This window comes from Streptococcus oralis, from assembly GCF_003942875.1.
Taxonomy (GTDB): Bacteria; Bacillota; Bacilli; order Lactobacillales; family Streptococcaceae; genus Streptococcus; species Streptococcus oralis_BX.
Window position 1 is genome coordinate 13,193 of record NZ_RMVK01000008.1, and the last position, 19,120, is coordinate 32,312.

The window sequence follows — 19,120 nt, forward strand, 5'->3', positions numbered from 1 at the left end:
ATTAGAAAGTTAATAGTAATAATAGAGTGTGTGAATTCTGTGGAAAACTGAGTGCTATTTAGTAAACTTAAGCTTCTAAGCTTGTTTAAAAAATGTGGATAAAAAAGATAAGAAAGGAAAACTTATCCACAAGCTACTTAATTTTCTTTTTGATTGCTTCTATTTCTAAACGTAAATTATCGTCTTCGTCAATCAATGATTTGATTTTAGCATGGGCATGAATAACGGTGGTGTGATCTTTTCCTCCGAATTCTTTTCCGATTTTTGGAAGACTGTTATCTGTCAGTTCTCTAGCTAGGTACATGGCAACTTGACGCGCTAAAACGATGTTTTGAACTCGTCTCGTCCCCTTCATTTCTTTAACACTCACTCCATAAAAATTACCAACTTCAGTTTGGATTTTCTCAATTGGAATAACAAGTATCTGGCGGGCGTCTTGCTTACGTGCTCTAATAGCTTCCGCAGCAATATCAATAGTAATATCCTTAATCTTCTTCACTCTGGCAATTAAAGTGATATCATTGATTGCTCCTTCCAATTCTCGAACATTTGAATCAAATTGGCCAGCCAAGTACTCTAGAGTATCACTTTGGAAATGGTAATCCAAGTGCTCTGTTTTACTTTGAAGAATGGCGATACGTGTCTCAAAGTCAGGAGGAGTGATATTTTGCGTCAATCCCCAGCTAAAGCGCGTGACAAGTCTTTCCTCAAGGCCTTCTAGGTGTTTAGGACTTCGATCACTGGTTAGGACAATCTGTTTCTGCTTATCATGAAGAGCATTGAAGGTATTGAAAAATTCTTCTTGGGTCGCGACTTTTTTGCCACTGAGAGATTGGATATCATCGATCAACAAGAGATCAAGGCTACGGTAAGTCTTTTTGAACTTTTCCATTTCCCCAAGTCGCAAGTGTTCAAGAAAGTCATTGATAAAGCTTTCGGCAGGAATGTACTTGACACGCGCATCAGGAATATTTTTCAAAATCTCATTTCCAATCGCATTGAGTAAGTGAGTCTTTCCAAGACCAGGTCCTCCATAGATGAAAAGAGGATTATAGGTCAGAGCTAAATCTTCAGATACAGCTAGTGCAGCAGACACCGCCCAAACATTCCCATCACCTTGAATAAAGTTATCAAAGGTATATTTTTCTTTTAATCCTGTTTCAGAATAGGGAATCGTTGGTAGTGCAGGTGTGTAATCGTAAGTAGAGACACTATTCGTATCATTTACTTGAGGAGATTCTGTGCTCTGAGGTTTAGTGAAAATATAGTGAGGTTTGATTTCAGAATCATAAATTTCAAAACCAGCAGCAATGATAATATCTTTTAATTGCTTTTCCCACACCATTTCCATCTCTGATCTCGGTAGAAATATAGTAGCTGTATTTTCTTCTACTTTGATGAGTTCAGCAGGTGTAGCATAGAAATCATACATAGATCGAGTCAATCTTTCTTGAGCAAATTCTAAAATACGATTCCAAAATTGCTTTTCTTTCAACTAATTTTCCTCCTTTACTATGATTTTAGTAGTTTAGTGCTAGACTTATTTTACCATAGATAATAGGATTTTTCCACAGATTGGGGAAAAGAATCCACAATGTTAGCAGTATTTATCCACAGGTTGGGGATAAATAAAAAAATCCTTGATTTAGTAGGCTTTTTGATAAAAAAATTGGTGGATAAATTTGTGAGTTGAGAAAATAAAAGAACAGCCTTATTTCAGGCTGTTAATAATTCTATCGTATTCTTCTTGACTTGAAAAGGAGATAATAATCTTTCCAGTATCTTTTTTTGAAAGTTTAATTTCTACACTTAAACCGAGTAGTTTTTTTAATTTATCTTCTTCGTCTTTGATGAAAGAATCATTTTTTTTTTGCTTCTTTTGTTTTTTCTCTGTAAGAAGTGCTTCTAACTTTCTCACAGAAATATCTTCATTTTTGATTAGTTGGAAGAAATAGTCTTGCTGCTCTTTGTCCAAACCAACTAGTGAACGTGCATGCGCTTGAGAAATTTTTCCATTTTCTACTTCAGTTAAGATATATTCTGGTAGGGAAAGCAAACGAATAAAATTAGTGATATAAGGACGAGATTTCCCCATTTTATCCGCTATCTCAGTGTGAGTAAATCCTTTTTCTACTAAAGATTCGTAGGCGCGTGCTTCTTCAACAGGATTTAAATTTTCTCTCTGCAAATTCTCAATGATTGACTGAATCATCATTTCCTGATCTGAGAGGTGTTTTACAACGGCTGGAATAGAGGTCATACCAGCCAAGAGAGAAGCCCGATATCGTCTCTCTCCTGCAAGGATTTCATAACCAATTACAGGAGATTGACGAACGATGATTGGTTGGATGAGCCCATTTTCTTTGATTGACTGAGCTAATTCCTTTAGTTTATCTGCATCAAATTCTTTCCGAGGTTGGTAAGGATTCTTTTGTATTTCAGAGATAGAAATCATTTCAAATTTTTCCATGATTCTACACTAACATATCTTTTACTTTCTGTAAAGTTTTCTTTACACTGATGTCAATTAAGACTCTAAATCACCAGAATTCTTATCTAGTTTAATTGAGGTTGTTTCCTCCTTACCGTTACGGTAGTAGGTTACTTTGATAGTATCTCCGATAGCATGATTGTAAAGAGCATGTTGTAGGTCTGTTGATGAGGCAATCTCTTTGTCGTCAACTTTGGTAATGACATCATATTTTTGAAGATGTCCATTTGCTGGCATATTGTTTTGAACAGATCGAACAACTACACCTGAAGTGAGGCCACTTGGAATGTTAAGTTTTCTAAGATCACTAGCTCCAACATTTGACAGATTGACCATTTGAATTCCAAGAGCTGGACGAGTCACTTTACCATTACTTTCAAGCTGTTTAATGATATTTTGTGCATCGTTTGAAGGAATTGCAAAACCAAGACCTTCTACAGATGTCCCACCATTACTTGCAATTTTACTTGATGTAATACCAATTACTTGTCCTTGAATGTTTACAAGTGGACCACCAGAGTTACCAGGGTTAATAGCTGTATCTGTTTGAATGGCTTTTGTTGAAATAGCTTGACCATCTTCAGATTTTAGAGAAACATTCCGATTAAGACTCGAGATAATCCCCTGTGTAACTGTATTAGCATATTCTGAACCTAGAGGACTACCGATAGCAATCGCTGTTTCTCCAACACTAAGTTGACTTGAATCCCCAAATTCTGCCACTGTTGTAACTTTTTCTGAAGAAATCTTAACGACAGCAATATCAGAGAAAGTATCAGATCCGACAATTTCACCAGGAACCTTGGTACCATCTGCTAAGCGGATATCAACTTTTGAAGCTCCATTGATAACGTGAGTATTTGTTACAAGATAGGCATCTTTATCATCCTTTTTATAGATAACACCTGATCCCTCACTTGCGATTTGTTGATTGTCTGAATCAGAATTAGTTTCGTCAGCATTAAATACACTACTTTGTCTACTGCTAGAAGAAGAATAAGTAATGATTGAGACAACAGCATCCTTAACTTTATTTACTGCTTGAGTGGTTGAATTTTCATTCTTATAGGATGTTTGAGTGACAGTGCCAGAATTATTATTCGTAGCTTGATTTCCTTGTTTTTGATAAAGTTGTAATGTTACGAAACTTCCTAAGGCACCACTTAAAAATCCGATTAGAATGATTACAAGAACTTTAACTCCTTTTTTGTAAAATTTTTGTAAGTGTTTCATAAACGCCTCCGTTTGTTATTTATTTACTCAGATTATAAAACTATTAACTTAATCCAAACTTAAAAGCTTAAAGTTTTACACAAGTTGTGGATAACTCGCTTTATTCTGTGAATTTGCTAGAAATTTAGGATGATTTTTATGTGTATAAGATGTGAAATGAAGTGTGGATATGATAGAATAGAAGAATGAAAATAAAAATTGTAACAGTGGGAAAATTAAAAGAAAAATACCTTAAAGATGGTATTGCTGAATATACCAAACGAATTTCACGTTTCGCCAAATTAGAAATGATTGAGCTCACTGATGAGAAGACACCTGACAAAGCCAGTGAATTAGAAAACCAAAAAATCTTGGAAACAGAAGGTGAAAGAATTCTTTCTAAGGTTGGAGAAAGAGACTTTGTCGTTGTACTAGCCATTGAAGGAAAAACACTCTCCTCAGAGGAATTGAGTAAGCAACTAGAGCAAGCTTCTATAAAAGGATACTCAACGCTTACTTTTATCATTGGAGGAAGTTTGGGTCTAGCTCCTGTTGTAAAAAATAGAGCCAATCTTTCTGTCAGTTTTGGACGTCTGACATTACCACATCAGTTAATGAGATTGGTTTTAGTTGAACAAATTTACCGTGCTTTTACAATTCAACAGGGTTCTCCTTACCACAAATAGAAGATTGACTTAGCTCTTGTTTTTTGATAGAATGGTCATGTTAGGTCTCATAGCTCAGCTGGATAGAGCATTCGCCTTCTAAGCGAACGGTCGCAGGTTCGAATCCTGCTGGGATCAATTTTAGATGCGAAGCTGGGATAAATCCCAGCTTTTTTCTTAAAAAAGTGCGTTTCAGGTGCAAAAATGTACAGTTGGGAAGAATTTTTTCTTACATGGTCTTCATTTTGTATAATAGATGTGTAAGTTAACTTACAAGAAAAAATAATACAGGAGATTTCATTATGAAAAATACAGTAAAGTTGGAACAATTTAAAGAAGTAACAGAGGCAGAATTGCAGGAGATTCGAGGTGGAGATAAAAGACTACCTTACTTTTTTAAACATCTTTTTTCAAATAGGACAAAGTAGTAATATTATAGGGTGATAGGATGAGTTTATTAGGATTTGGAATAGTTATTCTTCATATTTTTATTTTAACAATAAGCTATGAATTAATTTGTAAAGTAACTAAAAAAGAAAGATATTTATTTATAGCTTGTATATTTGTATATCAGTCTGTAGCTGAATTTTTCTTTGACTTTATTTCATTAGCTGGGTTAGGGATTGAAAAGTTTATATTTCCTTTTATTCTATATACTTCTATAGTAGTTTTAAAGAAGTATGATAAGCATAAAGGAATGTTTATCAGTTTACTATTGTCTTTATTATATCATAGTACACATACTTTTTTATCAGTAACCCTATCCTCTATAACAGGTGATGCTTTTGTGATAGAACATGAAGTGATGTTTTATTTAGGAGTACTATTACTAACATATTTTATTATTAAAAAAATTATTACTTATTTCCATTTAGAACTTACCTATTTTGATAAAGATTATCTGTACCCTTTTTTAAAAAAAGTAATAGTTGCTTTCTTTGGTTTGCATATTTTATTGTTTATTTCAGATATAGTAAGTACAACTCATCATTTAAATAGCTTCGGAAGTATTTTATCAACCATTGTTTTTATTTGCTTGTTATTGATTTTCTTTGCAATGAATTCTCACAAGGTTCAAATTGAAAAAGAGATTGCCCTAAAGCAGAAGAAATTTGAACAAAAGTATTTACAAACTTATACAGATGAGATTGTAGGTTTGTATAATGAGATTCGAGGTTTTCGTCATGACTATGCAGGGATGCTTGTCAGCATGCAAATGGCGATTGACAGTGGAGATTTACACGAAATTGACAGGATTTACAACGAGGTCTTAGTAAAAGCAAATCAGAAATTGAGGTCAGACAAATATACTTACTTTGATTTAAACAACATAGAAGATTCGGCTTTACGAAGTTTAATTGCTCAATCGATTGTCTATGCACGAAAAAATGATGTAGAGTTTACATTGGAAGTAAAGGATATTATTACTAGACTGTCAATAGATTTACTTGATCTTGTTCGTATCATGAGCATTTTATTAAACAATGCCGTTGAAGGTGCTGCAGATAGTTACTTGAAACAAATGGAAGTTGCAGTCATTAAAATGGATTTTGAAACAGTTATAGTTATCCAGAATTCATGCAAAATCACTATGACTCCTTCAGAGGATCTATTTGCCTTAGGTTTTTCTACCAAGGGAAGAAATAGAGGTTTAGGACTTAATAATGTCAAAGAGATCTTAGATAAGTATGACAACATTATCTTAGAAACTGAGATGGAAGACAACACATTCAGACAAATTATTAGATTTAAGAGGGAATTCGAATGAAAGTATTAATTTTAGAAGATGTTATTGAACATCAAGTGAGACTAGAGAGAATATTAAATGAAATCTCGGAAGAATCGAATATTCCTATTTCATATAAGACAACAGGAAAAGTTCGTGAGTTTAAGGAATATATTGAAAATGATGAAGTAAACCAGCTTTATTTCCTAGATATCGATATTCATGGAATCGAGAAAAAGGGCTTTGAAGTAGCACAATTTATCCGTCATCACAATCCCTATGCTATTATTGTCTTTATTACCAGTCGATCTGAATTTGCTACCTTAACCTACAAATACCAGGTATCAGCCCTAGATTTCGTTGATAAAGACATCAATGATGAATTGTTTAAAAAACGTATCGAGCAGAATATCTTCTATACCAAAAGCATGCTACTTGAAAACGAAGATGTTGTAGACTATTTTGATTACAACTATAAGGGAAATGATTTAAAAATCCCTTACCACGATATATTGTATATCGAAACCACAGGTGTTTCTCATAAACTGCGAATTATCGGGAAGAATTTTGCAAAAGAATTCTATGGAACTATGACAGATATTCAGGAAAAGGACAAACATACCCAGCGATTTTATTGCTCCCATAAATCTTTCCTTGTCAATGTGGGAAATGTGAGAGAAATTGATCGAAAGAATTTAGAAGTTGTCTTTTATGAAGATCATCGTTGTCCGATTACTCGTTTAAAAGTCCGCAAACTAAAAGATATTCTAGAGAAAAAATCTAAAAAGTGATTGACAATTAGTAAGAAATTGATATAATGGTTATATCTGCTACAGATAGATGGTCCGTTGGTCAAGGGGTTAAGACACCGCCTTTTCACGGCGGTAACACGGGTTCGAATCCCGTACGGACTATTTTATCCGCCATAGCTCAGTTGGTAGTAGCGCATGACTGTTAATCATGATGTCGTAGGTTCGAGTCCTACTGGCGGAGTAAGATAAAAAAAGAACACCATTGGTGTTCTTTTTTAGTTAACATCACCTAACATTTTCATAAGGAAGTCTGTCATTTCTTGCGGACTTTCTTTTTTTCCGTGAGCAATCCAAGTCTGGCAAACACCAAATAGGGCATTTGTTAGATAAATACTGCTGTATTCTAATTCTATTGGAGTGAGTTGTAATTTCATAAAGCGTTTCTGAAGGTCGGTGCTAAGCATAATGTGAAGCTTATTTCTCAAGAAATTTTGGATTTCTTTTGTCCCATTTTCAGATAAGAGTGCAGCCAAGAGTGGCTCAGACTCTAAATATTCAAATACTTCTAAAATAGCATCTCTTTTGTGATGAGCATGTTTTTGGAAAATATACTCAAAGGTATGAAATAGCTTACTTTGGTAGAGTTCAATCATATCATACTTATCCTTGTAGTGAGTGTAAAAGCTGGAACGACTAATTCCGGCTTTTTCTGCTAACTTGACAGTAGAAATTTGATCAAAGGGCTGGTCCATCAATAATTGAACCATGGCATTTTCGATAATTCGTTTTGTTTTTAAACGTTTGTTACTTTCTTTCATAATTTCTCCTCGTATACAAAAATAGACTATGTGTCTAAAAAAATATTTTTTACCTTGTAATTTAGATTTTTTGATGTATAATCTATTATATCAAAATTTTAGACAATATGTGTAAAAAAGGAGGAAATATGTTTAAAGAATGGAAAGCAATATTTAAAAAACCGACCTTTATCATTGTAATGATAGGGATTTCTCTCATTCCAGCTTTATACAACATTATATTTTTATCGTCCATGTGGGATCCATATGGTCAAGTATCGGAGTTACCTGTGGCAGTTGTCAATAAAGATAAGGAAGCTTCTTATAATGGACAGACAATGAGAATAGGTGAAGACATGGTGTCTAATTTAAAAGAAAATAAGGCTTTAGATTTTCACTTTGTTAATGAAGAGGAAGGGGAAAAAGGGCTAGAAGATGGTGACTACTACATGGTAGTGACTTTACCAAGTGACTTATCTGAAAAAGCTACTTCTATCCTAACGAATCATCCTGAACAGATGCAGATTGATTATCAGACGTCAAGTGGGCATAGCTTTATTGCAAGTAAGATGAGTGATTCTGCAATGACACAATTAAAACAAACTGTCTCTACTAATATTACTGAAACATACACTAAGGCTTTATTTCAAAAAATGAATGATTTGAAGTCTGGAATAAATAAGGCAGCTGAGGGAAGTGAACAATTGGCTAATGGAGCCGATCAGTTGGTGACGGGAAGTCAAACATTGACGACAAATCTTAATACTCTAGCTAACTCAAGTGTAACTTTTTCAAATGGAGCAGATCAATTTACAAAAGGTTTATCTAGCTATGTGTCTGCTATAGAGCAATTACATATTGGTTTAGGAACTTTTAATAGTGGTTTACAAAGTTATACAAATGCTGTCTCACAAGTTGACACTGGACTTGGTCAATTAGCTTCAAAAACTCCTGAGTTGGTGACAGGTGTAAATCAGCTAAATACAGGTATAAAGTCCTATACAGGTGGCGTTTCACAACTGGATACAGGTCTCAATCAATTTTCAGTTGGTGTAAATGCTTATACAAGTAGTGTGAAAGAACTTTCTAACGGAACAAGTCAATTATCCAATCAATCAGATACACTAAGAGATGGAATGGAGCAATTAAATACTGGTATTAAAGAAATTTCAAGCCAATTAGAGTCCTCATCTCAACAAAGTGAAGAAATAGCGCAATTGGCAACAAGCTTAGGAGAACTAAATAAAACACTACAAGCTCTTACAATATCAGATAATACTCAACTGAAAAGTACATTATCAGAAGCTTTGCCAAATCTAACAACTCTTGCTCAGGATATTGTGACCAAAAGTCAGACAGAACAAGAGAAAACTCTTGCAAATCTTCAATCAACAGCTACTTATCAATCTCTTACAGAGGAACAAAAGAAAGAACTGACAGAAGCTATTTCTAAAAATTCTAATTCTACTATTGAGTCAGCAAAAACAATTTTAACAACAGTAGGGGGATTAAAAGAAAGTATAGAGAATTCAGAACAACAAGTATCTAATCTATCTGATGTGCAGACGAAAGCAAATCAACTCTTACCTGCAGCATCTAGCTCCTTGACAACATTGTCAAATGGATTTACAACATTACAAACTTCTGTAAATAATCAGTTAGTTCCTGGAAGTCAGTCAATTGAAAAAGGTGTTGTAAACTATACTAAAGGACTGGATACTATTTCTATTGGTGCTAATCAACTAAGTGAAAAGAATACAAGTTTAACAACTAGTTTAGATAAATTAGTTTCTGGATTAAGTAAGTTGACAGAAAATACATCAACCTTGACAGCTGGAGTAGATGCGTTAGCTGGAAAAGCTCCAGAATTAGTATCAGGTATAGAAAGTTTGTCATCTGGTTCTGCTCAATTGAACAATAAGAGCCCAGAGCTGATAGCAGGTCTTACTACATTACAATTTGGCTCTGGTCAATTAACAGATAAATCAACACAGTTACTTTCTGCAGCATCTCAACTAGGAAGTGGCGCTATGAAGATTGCAGATGGTGCTGGAAAACTAGCAGATGGTGGAACAACCTTAACCTCTAGTCTTGAAAATTTACAGACAGGAGTTGATTCATTAGGACAAGGATTAGGCAATGCTAATAATCAACTTAAATCAGCTTCAACAGAATCTAAAAATGCAGAAACATTATCTGAACCTCTAGTTCTCTCAAAAACAGACAATGACCAAGTCCCTGTAAATGGGATTGCTATGGCTCCTTATATGATATCAGTTGCTCTTTTTGTTGCTGCTATATCTACCAATATGATTTTTGCTAAGTTGCCTTCTGGACGTCATCCAGAGAGTCGTTGGGCTTGGTTGAAGTCTCGCTCTGAAATAAATGGGATTATAGCTGTCTTAGCAGGTGTTTTAGTTTATGGAGGTGTCCATCTTATTGGATTGACTGCGAACCATGAGATGAGGACCTTGATTCTAATTATAATCACAAGTTTAGCTTTCATGTCTATGGTGACAGCTTTAACAACTTGGAATAGCCGTATTGGAGCTTTCTTCTCTCTTATTTTACTTTTATTACAGTTAGCATCAAGTGCAGGGACCTATCCCCTTGCTTTGACAAATGATTTCTTCAAAGGTGTCAATCCTTGGTTACCAATGAGTTATTCTGTATCAGGCTTACGACAAACAATCTCTATGACAGGAAATATTCATCATCAAGTGATTTTCCTTATTATAACTCTAGCTTTCTTTACTGCTTTAGGTATGCTAGCTTATCAACCTAAGAAAATGGAAGAAGATTAAAAAGATTGGCCAAGGAATTGGTCAATCTTTTTCTGTCTTAGATAAATTTCGTCTGTGATTATAGATTCCAAAAAGAAGAAGGGCAGTTAGTGAGCAGGCTGCTCCAATAACAAAACCATTGGGTATAAAGGAAAGTGTAATGGTGCCTTTTCCCTTTGGAACATCAACTTTCATAAAACCAGTCTGAGCCTGCTTGATTTCAAGTTTTTTCCCATCTTGGAATGCAGACCAACCTTTGTCATAAGGAATAGTGAAGAAAATAGAGGTATCTTGTTTTACTTCATATGTAGCAAATACTTTATTTTTAGAGGTGGATACTTCTACAGGTTGTTCTTTAATCTTTTGAATTGCCTCAGTAAGAGCCTGAGTATCTAAACGATAGAAGGTTGGAGATTCAAATGACACCTGAGAATTTCCAGGGAAACTAACACTGATATTGAAAGTTTTTTGTTCTTCAGTATAACCCAAATTAAAGAAATTAAATGCATTGTCATTTGTAAAAGTCTTTTTTTCACCGTTGACAATGATGTCAACTTTCTTTTGTTTATCATTCGTAAAATGAAGATTTGAAAAAGAGAGATAGACTTGGCTATTTTGAGGAACCTCAATTTGATAATCAATCTTTGCATCTTCATTCGCAGAACCTGTGATGCTCGTTAAACCATCTGAAGTATCTGTTTTATCAGATGCTATTTGGGAGAAGTAATCTAAGTTGAGATTAGCAAGCTGGTTTATAAATAAAGCCTGATTATCTAAAGTGTGATTGTTAAAGTCTACATCTTTGTAAATAGATTGAGTGGCAAAGGCAATGGGTAAAGAGAGTTGATTTTTATATAAGGTTAAATGATCCTTTTGATAAATCTCTTGAAAGCCATACTTATCAAGTGAAGTTTCAGAAATATTGTATTGGATTCCAAATAAACTGTCTGCTAAAAGACTGTTATTTGCATAACGGAGATTAAGGTTGGTTCCAGAGGATTTGAATCCCAGTTTATCCAAACTAGTGCTAGCTGAACGATTTCGTACAGACGAAAATTGAGAGATTCCATTGTAGTTAAATTTCATACTGTCATTTCCAGTCTGAATTTGCAGTTTTTCAGTACGTGTAAATGAATTGTCAATTTTGTTTAGAATGGATTCCATAGCGGTGATATCTCTATTATAGGCGCTACGAGAAGCAAAGGCCCATTCTTTAGCTATTCCTTCCATTTGAGATGATGCATTTAAGCTTATCTCAGCTGTTATAAATAAAGACAAAAGAATTGCAAATAGATTTACAGAGATAAATTTTCTAATGAGTGCAAGAAGTAAAAGAGCATAAACTAGTAGAAATTCAAGAGTGAGTAGGATATTCAAATCAGTTAAAAAAGAATAGTGTGATTTAAAATAGACAGTGGCCAAAAATCCTGTTAGTACAAGAAAAAGTGAGACAAATAGATTCCATATCTTCAGTTCTTTCAGACGATTTAAGACTTCTGCTGCAGTATAAATTAACAGAGTGGAAAAAATCCAAGCATAGCGATGCAAAAACATATTTGGGGTATGCATCCCTTGCCAAAATAAATCAAGTGCTTCTATGTAAAAGCTTGTTATTAAAAAAGTAAAGAAAATTGCATAGGTAAGTTTCACGTGAAACCTTATGGATTTTATTGTGAAAAATAGAATGGTCAAAATAAAAGGAAGCAATCCAACAAAAATCATTGGTATAGATCCATATTTAGTTGTATCAAAAGATCCAATGAATTGTTTTGCTAAAATATCCAGATACCAGCTACTGTCTGTTTTCAATTTTGTGATGGCAGTCAACTTCTCTCCATGAGTTTGTAAATCAAACAGTGTAGGAAGAGTCATAATCAAACTAGCCATTCCTGCTAAAAAGGAAGTGATAATAAAATCTATAAAAGATGATTTTCGAGTTTTAAAGTCCCAAGAAATTTGGCAGAGATACCAGAAAATAAGAAACAATGCTGTCATATACCCAAAATAATAATTTTGAATAAATAAGATTGACAAACTTGTAAAGTATAGTAGGCGCTTCTTTTGTGTTATAAGTAGGTGTAAACCAGTTATAATTAAAGGAATCAAGATAAAAACATCTAGCCAGGTTTTAATCTCTAACTGACTGACAGTGAAGCTCATTAAAGCATAGGAAGTAGATAAGGCAAGTTTTAAAAATTTTGGGATATCTTTAAATAATCTATTTAGACTAAAGAAGGTTGACAGACCAATCAATCCAAATTTTAAGAGAGTGGTTAGATAGACAGCATCTGGCATATTCGACAGATTAAAAAAGTAAACTAGGGGTGAAAGAAAACTACCCAAGTAATAACTAGATAGAGCATAGAAATTCAGTCCGAGGCCACTTGTAAAGGTGTAAAACAAACTACCATTTCCATGCAGAATATTTCGTAAAGCTACATCAAAAATAACGTATTGATGGAAACCGTCTCCTAATAGTGGAGATGCATCGCTATTCCAGTAGATACCTTGAGTTAGGTATACTCCAGTCATAATTACTAAAGGAATGATGAAAGAAACAAAATAGGTCCAATATGTTTTAAAAAATGATTTCATGTTACCTCGTAGAATGATAGAAAACTCAGTTGGTTACCCCAACTGAGTTTTGAAGTCTTATTTAATCTTTCCAAAGTTCTTTAACTTTTGCTTGTACTTCTGCATTTTCTAGGAATTCATCGTAGGTTTCATCAATACGATCAATGACGCCATTCTTAGACAAAACAATAATATGGTTTGCTAAAGTTTGAATGAACTCGTGATCATGACTAGCAAAGATGATTGATTCTTTAAAGTTTTTCAATCCATCGTTCAAGCTTGAGATAGATTCCAAGTCCAAGTGATTTGTTGGATCATCAAGTACAAGGACATTTGATTTCAAGAGCATGAGTTTTGAAAGCATGACACGTACTTTTTCTCCCCCTGACAAGACGTTTACAGGTTTGTTAACCTCATCTCCAGAAAAGAGCATACGACCAAGGAAACCACGTAGGAAGGTATTGTCATCTTCTTCTTTACTTGCAAATTGACGCAGCCAGTCAAGGATTGACTCTCCTCCTGCAAAATCAGCCGAGTTGTCTTTTGGCAAGTAAGAACGGCTAGTAGTAACTCCCCACTTGACAGTTCCTTCATAGTCGATGTCACCCATAATTGCACGAATTAATGCAGTCGTTTGGATGTCATTTTGTCCAATAAGAGCTGTCTTATCACCTGGACGCAAGATGAAACTAATATTGTCTAGGATAGTTTCGCCATCAATCTTTACAGTTAGATTTTCTACTGTCAAGAGATCATTACCAATCTCACGTTCTGCTTTAAAGTTGATAAATGGGTATTTACGACTAGAAGGAACAATCTCTTCTAATTCAATCTTGTCAAGCATTTTTTTACGAGACGTTGCTTGTCTTGACTTAGAAGCGTTGGCAGAGAAGCGAGCAACGAATTCTTGCAATTGCTTAATTTTTTCTTCTGCCTTGGCATTACGGTCTGCTAGCAATTTAGCAGCAAGCTCAGAAGATTCCTTCCAGAAGTCGTAGTTTCCAACATAGAGTTTAATTTTTCCAAAGTCAAGGTCAGCCATATGAGTACACACTTTGTTTAAGAAGTGACGGTCGTGGGATACTACGATAACAGTGTTATCAAAGTCAATCAAGAAGTCTTCTAGCCAAGTAATAGATTGGATGTCCAACCCGTTGGTCGGCTCGTCCAAGAGAAGAACATCTGGTTTACCAAAAAGTGCTTTAGCAAGGAGAACCTTAACTTTTTCACCATTGGCCAATTCGCTCATGTTTTGATAGTGCAATTCTTCTGGAATGTTTAGATTTTGAAGTAATTGGGATGCTTCACTTTCTGCTTCCCAACCTCCAAGTTCAGCAAATTCACCTTCAAGTTCAGCTGCACGAACACCATCTTCATCGGAAAAATCTTCCTTCATGTAAATGGCATCTTTTTCTTTCATGATGTTGTAAAGTTTTTCATTTCCCATAATGACAACATCAATAACTCGCTCATCTTCATAGTCAAAATGATTTTGACGGAGAACAGAGAGACGTTCATCTGGACCAAGAGAGATGTGACCAGTTGTTGGCTCGATATCACCAGCTAAGATTTTTAAGAATGTAGACTTCCCAGCACCATTAGCACCAATCAATCCGTATGTATTTCCTTCTGTAAATTTGATATTGACATCATCAAAAAGTTTGCGATCACTAAAACGTAGTGAAACATCAGATACTGTAAGCAATGTTTTTCTCCTATAATATGTAATACATTTATTCTACTAGAAAAGAGAGAAATATTCAAATTTTTGTTTGTCAATTTTATGTCAATTAAGTTTACAGGTTTATTTACAATGAGTTAGTTGTTTGATTTAAATAATTTTCTGTTATTTTAACAAAAAAATGCTATAATTGAAGAGACCATTTCGAAGGAGAAAAAAATGACGAAACCCATTATTTTAACAGGAGATCGCCCGACAGGAAAACTGCATATTGGACATTATGTTGGGAGTCTTAAAAATAGAGTATTACTGCAGGAAGAAGACAAGTATGAGATGTTTGTTTTTTTGGCGGACCAACAAGCATTGACAGATCACGCCAAAGATCCTCAAACGATTGTAGAATCGATTGGGAATGTTGCCTTAGATTACCTAGCAGTTGGATTAGATCCAAGTAAATCAACCATCTTTATTCAAAGTCAGATTCCAGAGTTAGCTGAACTGTCTATGTACTATATGAATTTGGTGTCACTAGCTCGTTTGGAAAGGAATCCGACAGTAAAAACAGAGATCGCTCAGAAAGGGTTTGGAGAAAGTATTCCGACAGGATTTCTGGTTTATCCGATTGCGCAAGCAGCAGATATTACTGCCTTCAAGGCTAATTATGTTCCTGTTGGGACAGATCAGAAACCAATGATTGAGCAAACTCGTGAGATTGTTCGTTCCTTTAATCATGCTTATAATTGTGAGGTCTTGGTGGAGCCGGAAGGTATTTATCCAGAAAATGAGAGAGCAGGGCGTTTGCCAGGTCTAGATGGAAATGCTAAAATGTCTAAATCCCTTAATAATGGTATTTATCTAGCTGATGATGCGGATACGTTGCGTAAAAAAGTCATGAGCATGTATACTGATCCAGACCATATTCGGGTTGAGGATCCAGGTAAGATTGAAGGAAATATGGTTTTCCATTATCTAGATGTGTTTGGTCGTCCAGAAGATGCTCAAGACATTGCAGATATGAAAGAACATTATCAACGTGGTGGTCTTGGTGATGTGAAGACGAAACGTTATCTACTTGAAATATTAGAACGGGAACTTGGTCCTATTCGTGAGCGCCGTATCGAATTTGCTAAGGATATGGGAGAAGTGTACAATATGCTTCAAAAAGGTAGTGAGAAAGCGCGTGAGGTTGCGGGGCAAACTCTATCTGAAGTTAAGGGAGCAATGGGACTAAATTATTTTAAATAATAGATAAAATATGAATCGTAAAACTATCTCTTCCATAGGATCACAGGGATAGTTTTTTTATGATTTCTACCATAAATATAATTGACAAATTTTCATAGAATGGTATGATAGATACAATACAAAAAGAGTCAAGCTCAAAAAGAAAGAAAAGAGGAAACTTGAATGTCTAATTGGGATACTAAATTTTTAAAAAAAGGTTTTACCTTTGATGATGTATTGCTCATTCCAGCAGAAAGTCATGTATTGCCTAATGATGCAGATTTAACAACAAAATTGGCAGATAATCTGACTTTAAATATCCCAATTATAACAGCCGCCATGGATACAGTCACAGAAAGTCAAATGGCTATTGCCATTGCTCGTGCAGGTGGTCTTGGAGTAATCCATAAAAATATGTCTATTGCGCAACAGGCAGATGAAGTTCGCAAGGTAAAACGTTCTGAAAATGGTGTTATTATTGATCCATTCTTCTTGACTCCAGAACACACGATTGCTGAAGCAGATGAACTGATGGGACGTTACCGTATCAGTGGTGTTCCAGTTGTGGAGACACTTGAAAATCGTAAATTGGTTGGTATTCTAACAAACCGAGATCTTCGCTTTATTTCAGATTACAATCAGCCAATCTCAAACCATATGACCAGTGAAAATCTTGTTACTGCTCCTGTTGGTACAGACCTTGCAACAGCTGAAAGCATTCTTCAAGAACACCGTATTGAAAAACTTCCTTTAGTGGATGAAGAAGGTCGTCTTTCTGGCTTGATTACTATTAAGGACATTGAAAAAGTTATTGAGTTTCCAAATGCTGCAAAAGATGAGTTTGGTCGTCTCTTAGTTGCAGGTGCAGTAGGTGTTACTTCAGATACATTTGAACGTGCCGAAGCCCTTTTTGAAGCAGGAGCGGATGCAATTGTTATTGATACTGCCCATGGTCACTCTGCTGGTGTTCTACGTAAAATTGCTGAAATTCGTGCTCACTTCCCAGACCGCACTTTGATTGCGGGTAATATTGCCACTGCTGAAGGTGCGCGTGCTCTTTATGATGCAGGTGTAGATGTTGTCAAAGTCGGTATTGGACCAGGTTCTATCTGTACCACTCGTGTGATTGCAGGGGTTGGTGTCCCACAAGTGACAGCAATCTATGATGCAGCAGCAGTTGCGCGTGAATATGGAAAAACAATCATTGCTGATGGTGGAATCAAGTATTCTGGAGATATTGTAAAAGCCCTTGCTGCAGGTGGAAATGCAGTTATGCTTGGATCAATGTTCGCTGGAACAGACGAAGCACCAGGTGAAACGGAAATCTTCCAAGGACGTAAGTTTAAAACTTACCGTGGTATGGGATCAATCGCTGCAATGAAGAAAGGTTCAAGTGACCGTTACTTCCAAGGTTCTGTCAATGAAGCAAACAAACTTGTTCCAGAAGGAATTGAAGGACGTGTTGCCTATAAAGGTGCAGCAGCTGATATTGTCTTCCAAATGATTGGTGGTATTCGCTCTGGTATGGGTTACTGTGGTGCAGCTAACCTTAAAGAATTACACGACAACGCTCAATTTATTGAAATGTCTGGGGCTGGTCTAAAAGAAAGCCATCCTCATGATGTACAAATCACTAATGAGGCACCAAACTACTCTATGTAAGTAGTAAAAAGAACTCCTGATTTTCAGGAGTCCTTTTTGTTTACAAAGTTGTCAATGTTGATTTACAGAAATTTTACCATTTTGAATGTTGAAAATACTAAGGTTTTCTGGCAAGTTTTGTAAGTGGTCTAAACTTGTTGTTGTAATAAAGGTTTGGATAGATTGAGAAATGGTTTCTAGTAATTTTAGTTGCCGTGTATTGTCAAGTTCGCTCATAACATCATCAAGCAGTAGTATCGGAGACTCATTGGTAATACTTTCCATTAGCTCAATTTCCGCCAGTTTTATAGAAAGAACAAGGCTACGATGTTGACCTTGGCTTCCAAAACTAGCATCCATACCATTGATATAAAAAGAAATATCATCTCGATGAGGGCCAACTCCAGTATTCTTTTTAAATAAATCTCTGGATCTGCTTTTATCTAAAGCAATTTTAAAGGAACTTGTTAGCTGTTCTTCATTAGTGAAGTTGACAGATGATTGATAAGATATTGATAGTTCTTCTAATTTATTTGAAATTTCTAAGTGTTTTTTTTGGCCAAATTTCTCTAAGTCTTTAATGAATTTTATCCGATGCTTTATAACACGACAACCATAATCTATTAACTGATCATCTAAGACTGACAGAAATGTTTCATCAATCTTTTGGCTGGATTTTAGGTAAGTATTTCTCTGCTTGAGTATATGGTTATAGTTTGACAAGTCTGACAAGTAGATTGGTTTAATTTGTCCCAGTTCGATGTCTATAAACTTTCGACGGACAGAAGGTGCTCCCTTAATTAGCTGGAGATCTTCAGGCGCGAAGAGGACAACATTCATATGTCCAATGTAGTCTGATAGGCGCGCTTGTTTTAAGTGATTGACCTTAGTCACACGCCCTTTTGGTGTTAAATCAATTTCTAGAGGGATAGAGCTTGTTTTTTTCTGTAGCAAGCCAGAAAGATGGAGTTGCTCGTTATCAAAATGAATGAGATTTTTATCTGTACGAGTCCGATGACTACGTGTCAAGGCTAAGAAATAGATTGCCTCTAGAATATTGGTTTTTCCTTGTGCATTTTGACCTAGAAAGACATTTAATTTTGGATTGAAATCAATTTTTGCCTCTTTGTAGTTTCGAAAGGTTTTAATTGTTAAATGTTGGAGCCACATGGTTATCTTCCTGGAAAACGTGGAACTTGTTTGGTTTTAGGTGATGAAGAAGTTTTTTGTTTTTCTTTCTTGACACCTTTATTCATCTCTTTGACAAGTTTAGCAATTCGCTCTTTCTCAATCTTATCTGCTTGATACTCTTCTTGCTCTTTTAAACTTGGTTGTGTCAAGGTGATGTCAATCTTTAAATCAGGAATGTCAATCGTATCTCCAACACGAATTTTTTTCCCACGTCTACTTTCTAACTCACCATTAAAGTAAACTTGATGATCCATTAAAAAGGATTTGATAGCACCACCGCTTTGTATAATTCCAAGTTCTTTTAGGAGGGCTTGGAGCGTAATAAATTCTTCAAATAATTTGTATTCCATAATTCACCTCAATCTTTGGTATTATACCATATT

General features: G+C 35.2%; 15 protein-coding genes and 3 tRNA genes. 10 read left to right on the plus strand and 8 right to left on the minus strand.

The window, feature by feature from the left end:
* Positions 1-133 precede the first annotated feature (133 nt).
* The 3 genes from dnaA to htrA form a co-directional block, all read right to left on the minus strand.
* Positions 134-1,495 (minus strand): chromosomal replication initiator protein DnaA, encoded by a 1,362-nt coding sequence (gene dnaA / locus D8844_RS08940; protein WP_000660625.1) that lies wholly within the window; start codon positions 1,493-1,495, stop codon positions 134-136.
* 216 nt (positions 1,496-1,711) lie between these two features.
* Positions 1,712-2,470, minus strand: a complete 759-nt coding sequence (locus tag D8844_RS08945; RefSeq protein ID WP_125423514.1) for a ParB/RepB/Spo0J family partition protein — start codon at positions 2,468-2,470, stop codon at positions 1,712-1,714.
* 57 nt (positions 2,471-2,527) lie between these two features.
* Positions 2,528-3,724 carry a serine protease HtrA gene (gene htrA, locus D8844_RS08950; protein WP_125423517.1) on the minus strand — a complete coding sequence of 399 codons (1,197 nt, stop codon included), beginning with the start codon at positions 3,722-3,724 and terminating at the stop codon, positions 2,528-2,530.
* 185 nt (positions 3,725-3,909) lie between these two features.
* Between htrA and rlmH the strand changes: the two genes are divergently transcribed.
* From rlmH to D8844_RS08985, 7 genes are all read left to right on the plus strand, one after another.
* Positions 3,910-4,389: a 23S rRNA (pseudouridine(1915)-N(3))-methyltransferase RlmH gene (gene rlmH / locus D8844_RS08955; protein WP_000694220.1), complete on the plus strand. Its 480-nt coding sequence runs from the start codon at positions 3,910-3,912 to the stop codon at positions 4,387-4,389.
* A 43-nt stretch (positions 4,390-4,432) separates the two neighbouring features.
* Positions 4,433-4,506: transfer RNA gene (locus D8844_RS08960), tRNA-Arg, on the plus strand.
* 164 nt (positions 4,507-4,670) lie between these two features.
* A complete protein-coding gene (comC, locus tag D8844_RS08965; RefSeq protein WP_008282505.1) occupies positions 4,671-4,796 on the plus strand; it encodes a competence-stimulating peptide ComC in 126 nt (41 codons plus the stop codon).
* A 20-nt stretch (positions 4,797-4,816) separates the two neighbouring features.
* Entirely contained in the window at positions 4,817-6,136 is a 1,320-nt protein-coding gene (gene comD / locus D8844_RS08970) for a competence system sensor histidine kinase ComD (protein ID WP_125423520.1), read from the plus strand.
* The gene (gene comE / locus D8844_RS08975) at positions 6,133-6,885 is read left to right on the plus strand and encodes a competence system response regulator transcription factor ComE (RefSeq protein WP_044019988.1); all 753 of its coding nucleotides are present in this window, start codon (positions 6,133-6,135) and stop codon (positions 6,883-6,885) included. Before comD ends, comE begins: the two co-directional genes overlap by 4 nt.
* Before the next feature lie 51 nt (positions 6,886-6,936).
* Positions 6,937-7,008, plus strand: a tRNA-Glu gene (locus D8844_RS08980).
* Between the two features lie 5 nt (positions 7,009-7,013).
* A tRNA-Asn gene (locus D8844_RS08985) sits at positions 7,014-7,087 on the plus strand.
* 34 nt (positions 7,088-7,121) lie between these two features.
* Here the strand turns inward: D8844_RS08985 and D8844_RS08990 are convergent.
* Positions 7,122-7,664 carry a TetR/AcrR family transcriptional regulator gene (locus D8844_RS08990; protein ID WP_000665080.1) on the minus strand — a complete coding sequence of 181 codons (543 nt, stop codon included), beginning with the start codon at positions 7,662-7,664 and terminating at the stop codon, positions 7,122-7,124.
* Positions 7,665-7,792: 128 nt separating this feature from the next.
* On the opposite strand from D8844_RS08990, the gene D8844_RS08995 reads away from it, so the two are divergent.
* Positions 7,793-10,447, plus strand: a complete 2,655-nt coding sequence (locus D8844_RS08995; RefSeq protein WP_125423523.1) for a YhgE/Pip domain-containing protein — start codon at positions 7,793-7,795, stop codon at positions 10,445-10,447.
* Between the two features lie 21 nt (positions 10,448-10,468).
* Here the strand turns inward: D8844_RS08995 and D8844_RS09000 are convergent, their stop codons facing one another.
* Together D8844_RS09000 and D8844_RS09005 are read right to left on the minus strand one after the other, a co-directional pair.
* On the minus strand, positions 10,469-13,021 hold the full coding sequence (locus tag D8844_RS09000; protein WP_042903082.1) for a YfhO family protein: 2,553 nt from the start codon (positions 13,019-13,021) through the stop codon (positions 10,469-10,471).
* 61 nt (positions 13,022-13,082) lie between these two features.
* Positions 13,083-14,705, minus strand: coding sequence for an ATP-binding cassette domain-containing protein (locus D8844_RS09005; RefSeq protein WP_000958793.1), 1,623 nt, complete (start codon positions 14,703-14,705; stop codon positions 13,083-13,085).
* A gap of 195 nt (positions 14,706-14,900) precedes the next feature.
* Here D8844_RS09005 and trpS point away from each other — a divergent pair, with 195 nt between their 5' ends.
* Together trpS and guaB are read left to right on the plus strand one after the other, a co-directional pair.
* On the plus strand, positions 14,901-15,926 hold the full coding sequence (gene trpS, locus D8844_RS09010) for a tryptophan--tRNA ligase (protein WP_061421569.1): 1,026 nt from the start codon (positions 14,901-14,903) through the stop codon (positions 15,924-15,926).
* Between the two features lie 162 nt (positions 15,927-16,088).
* Complete coding sequence (gene guaB, locus D8844_RS09015) at positions 16,089-17,567, plus strand: IMP dehydrogenase (protein ID WP_000073416.1); 1,479 nt, start codon at positions 16,089-16,091, stop codon at positions 17,565-17,567.
* Positions 17,568-17,618: 51 nt separating this feature from the next.
* Here the strand turns inward: guaB and recF are convergent, their stop codons facing one another.
* Both recF and yaaA read right to left on the minus strand, forming a co-directional pair.
* Positions 17,619-18,716, minus strand: a complete 1,098-nt coding sequence (recF, locus tag D8844_RS09020; RefSeq protein ID WP_000266687.1) for a DNA replication/repair protein RecF — start codon at positions 18,714-18,716, stop codon at positions 17,619-17,621.
* Positions 18,717-18,718: 2 nt separating this feature from the next.
* Complete coding sequence (gene yaaA / locus D8844_RS09025) at positions 18,719-19,087, minus strand: S4 domain-containing protein YaaA (RefSeq protein WP_000455880.1); 369 nt, start codon at positions 19,085-19,087, stop codon at positions 18,719-18,721.
* Positions 19,088-19,120: the final 33 nt, after the last annotated feature.